This is a genomic window from Methylobacterium sp. WL18 (genome assembly GCF_008040015.1).
Classification (GTDB): Bacteria; Pseudomonadota; Alphaproteobacteria; order Rhizobiales; family Beijerinckiaceae; genus Methylobacterium; species Methylobacterium mesophilicum.
In genome coordinates this window covers 1-8,609 of sequence record NZ_VRVD01000162.1, presented here as the reverse complement: position 1 = coordinate 8,609, position 8,609 = coordinate 1, and the positions used below count along the sequence as shown (strand labels likewise).

General features: G+C 68.7%; 8 protein-coding genes. 4 read left to right on the top strand and 4 right to left on the bottom strand.

From position 1 onward, the window contains the following. The first annotated feature begins 355 nt into the window (after positions 1-355). Genes FV228_RS13680 through FV228_RS13670 form a run of 3 tightly spaced genes read left to right on the top strand, consistent with a single transcriptional unit; the run spans position 356 to position 3,663 of the window. Entirely contained in the window at positions 356-2,395 is a 2,040-nt protein-coding gene (locus tag FV228_RS13680; RefSeq protein ID WP_147855124.1) for an FUSC family protein, read from the top strand. A gap of 24 nt (positions 2,396-2,419) precedes the next feature. Beyond that, positions 2,420-2,614 (top strand): DUF1656 domain-containing protein, encoded by a 195-nt coding sequence (locus tag FV228_RS13675; RefSeq protein ID WP_147855123.1) that lies wholly within the window; start codon positions 2,420-2,422, stop codon positions 2,612-2,614. Continuing rightward, entirely contained in the window at positions 2,614-3,663 is a 1,050-nt protein-coding gene (locus tag FV228_RS13670) for an HlyD family secretion protein (RefSeq protein WP_147855122.1), read from the top strand. The genes FV228_RS13675 and FV228_RS13670 overlap by 1 nt, the downstream gene beginning before the upstream one ends. Positions 3,664-3,721: 58 nt before the next feature. On the opposite strand, the gene FV228_RS13665 is transcribed toward FV228_RS13670, so the two are convergent. After that, on the bottom strand, positions 3,722-4,354 hold the full coding sequence (locus FV228_RS13665) for a LysE family translocator (protein WP_147855121.1): 633 nt from the start codon (positions 4,352-4,354) through the stop codon (positions 3,722-3,724). Positions 4,355-4,493: 139 nt separating this feature from the next. Between FV228_RS13665 and FV228_RS13660 the strand changes: the two genes are divergently transcribed. Beyond that, entirely contained in the window at positions 4,494-4,979 is a 486-nt protein-coding gene (locus FV228_RS13660; protein ID WP_147855120.1) for a DUF3280 domain-containing protein, read from the top strand. Between the two features lie 650 nt (positions 4,980-5,629). Here the strand turns inward: FV228_RS13660 and gatB are convergent. The 3 genes from gatB to FV228_RS13645 form a co-directional block, all read right to left on the bottom strand. Further along, positions 5,630-7,102 carry an Asp-tRNA(Asn)/Glu-tRNA(Gln) amidotransferase subunit GatB gene (gene gatB / locus FV228_RS13655; RefSeq protein WP_147855125.1) on the bottom strand — a complete coding sequence of 491 codons (1,473 nt, stop codon included), beginning with the start codon at positions 7,100-7,102 and terminating at the stop codon, positions 5,630-5,632. A 230-nt stretch (positions 7,103-7,332) separates the two neighbouring features. Further along, entirely contained in the window at positions 7,333-7,632 is a 300-nt protein-coding gene (locus FV228_RS13650) for a hypothetical protein (RefSeq protein ID WP_147855119.1), read from the bottom strand. Further along, the coding region (locus FV228_RS13645) for an amidase family protein (protein WP_147855118.1) at positions 7,629-8,609 on the bottom strand (981 nt) is incomplete at its 5' end. The genes FV228_RS13645 and FV228_RS13650, both read right to left, overlap by 4 nt.

The window sequence follows — 8,609 nt, the reverse complement described above, 5'->3', positions numbered from 1 at the left end:
GCGCCGGGCAGAGCGCCGCCCGCGAGCGGCAGAAGACGTGCGGCGCCCAGTGGCGCGCCCTCACCGACGCACAGAAGACCGCCCAGGGGCCGAAATGGCCCCAATACTGGAGCAGCTGCAACAAGCGGTTGAAAGGCGGCGACAAAGCTTGACAGCAGCGCGAACCGCCGCGCTTCTCGTTCGTTGCTGGTCAGAGCGTGGGCGGGGTTCGGTGCTGACATGATGGATCGGCAGGCGCTCCGGCCGTCTGCGGCAGCCCCAGCGCCCCATCGGCGAGGCTGGTCGATGCCATCGTGCCGGCGTTCCTCCCGGTTCTGGCAGCGCCCCTGCGCAAGCCCGCCGGACCCGGTGCGGCATGGCTGAGGTCTCGGTCCAGTCCGGCTCGCCCCCGCAGCGGGCGACCACCATCGACCGGCTGATCGGCTTCCTCGATGCCTGGGTGCCCAAGCCCGCGGCCTGGGCGTTCGCGCTGCGGATCTGGATCGCCATGATGCTGGCGCTGGCCGCCGCGTTCTGGCTCCAGCTCGACAGCGCCTCGTCGGCGGCCACCTGCGTGGCGATCCTCGCGCAGCCGAAGCGCGGTCAGGCGATCTCCAAGGCCGTCTACCGCCTCGCGGGCACGCTGATCGGTGCCGCCGTGTCGATCCTGTTCATGGCGCTGTTCGGCCAGGACCGGGTCCTGCTGCTGGTCTCGTTCACGGTCTGGCTAGGGCTGTGCGTGTTCACCGCGCAGTATCTCCAAGATACCCGGGCTTACGGGGCGATGCTGTCGGGCTACACGGTTGCGATCGTCGCCCTCGGCCAGATCGACGCGCCACAGGGCACCTTCGATGCCGCGGTGTCCCGCGTGGCCGTCATCGTGCTGGGCATCCTCGTCATCACCTTCATCAACGACGCCCTCGCCTCGCCCAGCACGTGGCAGACGCTGCTGCCGCAATTGCGCAAGGCCTGGGACGACACCCGCGCCTATGCCCGCGAGACCCTGGCGAAGGGCGATCTCGGCGCATCGCGGACCGCCGCGCTGATCCGCACCATCGCGCCGATGCGGGCCGATGCCAGCGCCATCGCGGGCGAACTCGACGACGGACCCTGGCGGGCCGCAGGGGCGCGCAGCTGCATCGCGGCGCTCTACGTCCTGGCGGCGGCGATCCGGGCGGTTGCCGCGGCCGCCGCCTGCCTGCGCACGCGCAGTCCCGCGGTCGATGAGGCGCTCGAAATCTGCCGTCGCGTCGCCGAGGACCCCGCCCCGGAGACCCTGGAGCGGGACGACGCGCGCCTGCGGGAGCTGGTGGACGCCGCGATCCGCGACGGCAACCGGCCCGTCGACGAGGTCGTCGTCCTGCAACGCGCGCTCGACGTGGCCTGCGCGGCCACCTTCGCGCAGGACGGGATTCAGGCGGTGGCCGATGGGCATCGGCCCCTGCGCGACGCCAGGCTGCCGACGCACCGGGACTTCCCGGTGGCCCTGCGCGGGGCCCTGCGGGTGGCGATCGGCTTCGCCATCACGGCCGCCGCCTTCGTGGCGCTCGGGCTCCCACAGGCGTCCTTCGCGCTGGTCCAGGTCGCGGCCACCGCATCGCTCTCCTCTTCGACGCCGAATCCCAGGAAGTTCGCCAACGGCGTGGTGATCGGGATGACGCTGGCCGCGACGTTTGCGGGCATCGCCCGGTTCGTGTTCCTCGACGGCGTCCAGGGCTTCCCGATGCTCGCCATCGTGATGGCGCCGGTGATCTTCTTCGGCTGCTTCCTGTCGCTGAACCCGAAGACCTTCGGCATCGGCTTCATCGTGATCGTGTTCTTCCCGGTCCTGCTCGGCCCGTCCAACCCCCAGACCTACGACGCCCAGAGCTTCCTGCTGAACGCGTTCCTGGTCGTGGTCGCCGCCATCATCTTGTCGATCGTGGTACGCCTGCTGCTGCCGGTCACGCCGGAGCGGCAGCGGGTCTACGCGCTGGATTCGGCCCAGCGGGCGCTGGCCGACGCCCTGGTCGGAGAAGGCGGGGACGCGACCACCCGCACGAGCCTCAACGCCGACAGGTTGTTCCAATTCGCCGGGTACAGTTCCGGCAGCGGGGCGGTGCGCCGGGCGAGCCTGGCGCATGCCTTCGCGCTGGCCCGGCTCGAAGCCTCGGCCGCGCGGGCCCATGCGGAGCTGCGGCGGCTCTGGGCGGTCGAGCCGCTGCGGGCCGCGATCCAGCGGGCCCGTGCCGGCCTCGCCACCGGTGACGACAGGGCGCTGGAGAGTGCGGCACGGGATCTGATCCGGGCGGCCTCGCAGGAGGACCGGATCCTGCGGCTGACGACCGCTCGGGCCGCCAGCGACCTGGTGACCGCGGCCCGCACCATCGCGCGCCATCGACGCGTCCTCCGGCGCCTCGATATCGCAGTGTTCTGACGCAGGAATTGGCGCGAAACCGGCATGTATGAGGATATCCATATCGGTGGGGTGCTGATCTCCTCCTTCGTCGCCTACGCGCTCGCCGCCTTCGTGATCCTCCTCGGCCTGCGCTGGGTCTTTGCCCGGATCCGGTTCAGCCGCTACGTCGCCAACGCACCGCTCGCCGAGGCCGGCATCTACGTCTGCGTCCTCGCCCTCCTGATCGCGTTCATCTGATGCCTGCCACAACCGCCGACGAGGACGATCCCAGAGCCGCCCACCGCGAGGAGGCGCCGGGGCCGTCCGATCCGCCGCCCCTCACCGCGCGGCGGGGCCGCGCCGGGAAGCTCCTCCGGCTCGCCGCCACGGGCGTGATCCTGCTCGTCGCCTTCGCGGCCGCCTGGTTCGTGTGGGAGTTCTACGTGGCGGCGCCGTGGACCCGGGACGGCCGGGTCCGCGTGCAGGTCGCCAACATCGCCCCGCAGGTCTCCGGGCAGATCGTGGCGCTGCGCGTGCAGGACAACCAGCTCGTCCGGAAGGGCGACCTGCTCTACGTGATCGATCCGATCGATTTCGAGGTCGGCGTCACCTCGGCCGATGCCGAGGTGAAGAACAGGGAGGCCGACCTTCAGGTGAAGAACGCGCAATCGGCCCGGCGCCAGGCGCTCACCACGGTGTCGACCTCCATCGAGGAGAAGCAGCAATTCGCCGGGACCGCCAAGATCGCCGAGGCGGCGCTCGAGAGCGCGCAGGCGCAGCTGCGGCAGGCCAAGGTCAACCTCGAACGGACCCAGGTGAAGTCCACGGTGAACGGGCGCGTCACCAACCTGCTGATGCGGGTCGGCGACTACGCCCGCACCGGCACCTCGAACATCAGCATCGTCGATACGGATTCATTCTGGATCGACGGCTATTTCGAGGAGACCAAGATGGCCAACATCCATGTCGGCGACGCGGCCGACGTGAAGCTGATGGGCTACGACCCGCATCTCACCGGGACGGTCGAGAGCATCACCCTCGGCATCTCGACGGCGAATGCCGCAGCGAGCACCCAGGGCCTGCCGGACGTGAACCCGGTCTACACCTGGGTGCGCCTCGCCCAGAGGGTCCCGGTTCGCGTCCGCATCGACCGCAAGCCCGCCGACGTGCCGCTGGTCGCCGGCATGACCGCCACCGTGGTGGTGGGCGACGGCCGCGCCCCGATGCCGACGTGGTTCATGGATCTGCGCAACCGGGTCTCCGCCTTCACGGGCTCGCAGACAGACGTCCAGACCGGGGCGCGTTAGGAGCTTCGTTCCGACAGGTCGTTGCCGCCCTATTCGGTCGTGCGCCGCCGTCGCCGTGTCAGCGCTGTGACTCGGTCGCCATCCTGACGGCGAGCGCCGCGAACACCGTTCCCATCACCCAGCGCTGCAGGGTGGCGAACGAAGGCCGATGCGTGAAGAACCTCGCGATCGCACTCGCGGACACGATGAAGATCGCGTTGATCATCAGGCTGATGACGATCTGCGTCGTGCCGAGGACGAGAGCCTGGCTCAGGACGCTGCCGTTTGCGGGATCGATGAATTGCGGCAACAGCGAGAGATACACGATCGCGATCTTGGGATTCAGCAGGTTGGTCAACAATCCCATCGCGAACAGCCTGACCGGGCTACTCGGCGGCAAGTCTTTGACCTGAAACGCCGAACGACCCCCCGGGCGTACGGCTTGCACGGCGAGCCACAGCAGATATAGCGCGCCCGCCATGCGAACGGCATCGTAGGCATAGGGTACGGCCAGGAGCAGGGCCGTGATGCCGAACGCGGCACACAGCATATAGGCGACGAAGCCGAGTGCGACGCCGCCGAGGGATACGAACCCGGCGGCCCTACCCTGGCAGATCGAACGCGAGATCACGTAGGCCATGTTCGGTCCCGGAGTCAGGACCATCCCGACGGCAACGGCTGCGAATGCGAGCAAGTTGTGTGCGTCGGGCATCTGTCCTGGCTTTCCCACCATCCGGCGACTCGGTGCGAGAGGAAGATACCGCATCGTGCCGCCCGATCGTATGAGCGAACCTCGGTCCTGCCCGTTGGTTCTGCACAGACGCGAGAAGCGCGCCGCCGAGGAGGCGACCATGTTCCGGACCGTGTTCACCGCAGTCGCCGTTTGGTGTGCGGCGGGTCCTGCCCTAGCGGCTCCCGAGAAGGCCGCGGTGTTCGACTTTCAGTTCTCCAACCTCTCCCCCGTGCCGGGCGACGCAGCGGACCGGGCGCGGCTCGAACGCACCAGCGACCAATTGCGCGACCTTCTGCAGACGAAGGGCCTGTTCGTGGTCGTGCCGACCGACCCGGTGAAGGACGAGGTCGCCAAGAGCGCCGACCTGCGCCGCTGCAACGGCTGCGCAGACGCCTTCGCCCGCAAGCTCGGCGCCGACGTGGCGATCACCGGTGAGGTCCAGAAGGTTTCGAACCTGATCTTGAACCTGAATGTCTACGTCAAGCCGCTCTCCGGAAACGCCCCGGAGAAGGCCTACAGCGTCGACCTGCGCGGCGACACGGACGAATCCTTCGAACGCGGCATCCGATTTCTGGTCGAGAACAACATGGGTGCCGGCAAGTAGAACGCGGTCGATCCAGACGGGCACGACGGAAACTTTTGCGGCGCCGTGCGGTGTCCCGTAAGTCTTTGAACCGGCGATGCCGCGTTGCAGCGGGTGCGCGCGAACCCTGAAAATATTAAGCGCGGCCGGACATTGCGTGTTGACGCGCATTCTAAGCCGGCGCAATCTTCGGATGTGTTCAGCAATACCGAACACGAGCCGGATCGACGGCCGGCACATCGGGAATGTGCTGTACCGGGTCGGTTGCCGGAAGCAGGAGGAGACAGGGATGACTCCACCGCAGCGTGACGCCGCCTAGACGGCTTCGGGACAGGTTCGGCCCGGAATCCAGCGGCATCAGACGAACAACCGGACGGAAGCGGCCTCAGGGGCGCAGAAGCGGCCAAGCGATGGTCCGTCTTCGAATGCGCGAAAGGCCCCACTTTGCGCCGCTTCCGCCGCGGTTTCCATTAGATCCAGAACGGTCATCTACCGCCCGGTGTCGCCGCGGCGGGCTTACGTCGTGGTGGGACGACTGCCAGCCCCAATGTCCGCGCCCGAGATGAGGCCGACCGGCCTGGACCTCTCAAGCCAACACACGAGGCCGGGAGACATCGTCCGGCAAGGCGCGCGTCGCAAGACCGGGTGGGGCGCGCTTCGCCGGATTGACCTCAGGCGATGCCGAGCTTGTCCTTCAGCAGCGCGTTGACCGCCGCCGGGTTCGCCTTGCCGCCGGTCGCCTTCATGGTCTGGCCGACGAACCAGCCGAGCAGGGTCGGCTTCTCCTTCGCCTGGGCGACCTTGTCGGGGTTGGCCGCGATGATCTGGTCGATCGCCGCCTCGATGGCGCCGGTGTCGGTGACCTGCTTCATGCCGCGGCTCTCGACCACGGCGCGCGGGTCGCCGCCCTCGGTCCAGACGATCTCGAACAGGTCCTTGGCGATCTTGCCGGAGATGACGCCCTCGCCGATCAGGTCCACGATCGCCCCGAGCTGGTCGGCCGAGACCGGCGTCGCGTCGATCGAGAGCCCCTCCTTGTTGAGGCGGCCGAACAGCTCGTTGATCACCCAGTTGGCCGCGGCCTTGCCGTCGCGGCCCTTGGCGACCGCCTCGTAGTAGTCGGCCGAGGCCCGCTCGGCCACGAGCACGCCGGCATCGTAGGGCGACAGGCCGTAATCGTTCACGAACCGCGCCTTCTTGGCGTCCGGCAGCTCCGGCAGGCCGGATGCCAGCGCGTCGACATAGGCCTGGTCGAACTCGAGCGGCAGCAGGTCGGGATCGGGGAAGTAGCGGTAATCATGCGCTTCTTCCTTGGAGCGCATCGAGCGGGTCTCGCCCTTGCCCGGATCGAACAGGCGGGTCTCCTGGTCGATCTTGCCGCCGTCTTCCAGGATCGCGATCTGGCGCCGGGCCTCGATCTCGATCGCCTGGCCGATGAAGCGGATCGAGTTGACGTTCTTGATCTCGCAGCGCGTGCCCAGCGGCTCGCCCGGGCGGCGCACCGAGACGTTCACGTCGGCGCGGAGCGAACCCTTCTCCATGTCGCCGTCGCAGGTGCCGAGATAGCGCAGGATCGTGCGCAGCTTGGTCACGTAGGCCTTGGCTTCCTCAGACGAGCGCAGGTCCGGCCGGGAGACGATCTCCATCAGCGCCACGCCCGAGCGGTTGAGGTCGACGAAGCTGCGCAGCGGGTCCTGATCGTGCAGCGACTTGCCGGCATCCTGCTCCAGGTGCAGCCGCTCGATGCCGACCGTGATCGACGTGCCGTCGGCCATGTCGACCAGCACCTCGCCCTCGCCGACGATCGGGTCCTTGTACTGCGAGATCTGGTAGCCCTGCGGCAGATCCGGGTAGAAGTAGTTCTTCCGGTCGAACACCGAGCGCAGGTTGATCTGCGCCTTCAGGCCGAGACCCGTCCGCACGGCTTGCGCGATGCATTCGGCGTTGATCACCGGCAGCATGCCGGGCATCGCGGCGTCGACCAGCGAGACGTGGTCGTTCGGCTCGGCCCCGAATTCGGTCGAAGCGCCGGAGAACAGCTTCGCCCGGCTGGAGACCTGGGCATGGATCTCCATGCCGACGATCACCTCCCAGTCGTGCAGGCCGCCCTTGATCAGTTTCTTGGGATCGACAGGTGCGTTCATGGTGGTCCGGGCCGGGATGTGATGCGGTCTCCGCACGATCCGATCCGCAACCTCATCCTGAGGGTGCTGCGCAGCAGCCTCGAAGGAGGGCTCCAGGGATCGCGCGGAGCCTGGATGGCTCCTTCGAGGCCCGCTGACGCGGTCACCTCAGGATGAGGTCGCGGGTGGGATCGCGACCGGTGCCGCGCTCCTACACTTGAAGAACATCTACGGGCCGCGCGCGCCAAGAATCAAGCGCGCCGGGCGATCGTCCGCCGGACGCCGTAGGCGAGCATCGCCCAGAGCAGGGCGGCGATCGTCCGCACCGGGAAGAAGGTCGGCCCGTCGTGCGTGATCGGCGCCGGCCACGGGATGCCGGCCGCGCTCACCGCCCACGAAAACAGGACCGAGAAGCCGAGCGCCGCGATCGCCGCGATGAACACCTTGCCGAACTGGCTGGCGGTCCAGCCGAGATAGACCGCCACCACGATCAGCGCCGGATCGAACGCGGCCCAGATCCAGACCGTCCAGGGATAGAAGGGGACGGTCATGCCCACCAGGGCTCTGGCAGGACGGTCCGGCCGGCGGCCTCCTCGATCACCTGGGCGACCGCGAACAGCGTCTCCTCGTCGAAGGGGCGGCCGATCAGCTGGAGGCCGAGCGGCAGGCCCTGGCCGTCGATCCCGGCCGGCACGGCGATGCCCGGCAGGCCGGCCATGTTCACCGTCACGGTGAACACGTCGTTGAGGTACATCTCCACCGGGTCGGCCGAGGCCTTCTCGCCGATCCCGAAGGCCGAGGACGGCGTGGCCGGGGTCAGGATCGCGTCGACGCCCGCCGCGTAGGCCGCCTCGAAGTCGCGCTTGATCAGGGTGCGGATCTTCTGGGCGCGGACGTAATAGGCGTCGTAGTAGCCGGCCGACAGCACGTAGGTGCCGATCATGATCCGGCGCTTGACCTCGCGGCCGAAGCCGGCGGCGCGGGTGTTCTCGTACATCCCGGCGATATCCTTGCCGGGCACGCGAAGGCCGTAGCGGACGCCGTCGTAGCGCGCGAGGTTCGAGGACGCCTCGGCCGGGGCGACGATGTAATAGGCCGGCAGCGCCGAGGCAGTGTGCGGCAACGAGATCTCTTTGATCGTCGCGCCGGCATCCTTCAGCCAGGCGGCGCCGTCGTCCCAGAGCTTCTGGATCTCGGGCGGCATGCCGTCGACCCGGTACTCCTTCGGGATGCCGATGGTCAGGCCCTTCACGCCGCGGCCGACCGCGGCCTCGAAGTCCGGCACCGGGAGGTCGACGCAGGTGGTGTCGCGCGCATCCGGACCGGCCATCGAGCCGAGCAGGATCGCGCAGTCCCGCACCGTGCGGGCGATCGGGCCGGCCTGGTCGAGGGAGGATGCGAAGGCCACGGTGCCCCAGCGTGAGCAGCGGCCGTAGGTCGGCTTGATGCCGACCGTGCCGGTGAAGGCGGCGGGCTGGCGGATCGAGCCGCCGGTATCGGTGGCGGTGGCGCCCAGGCACAGCCGCGC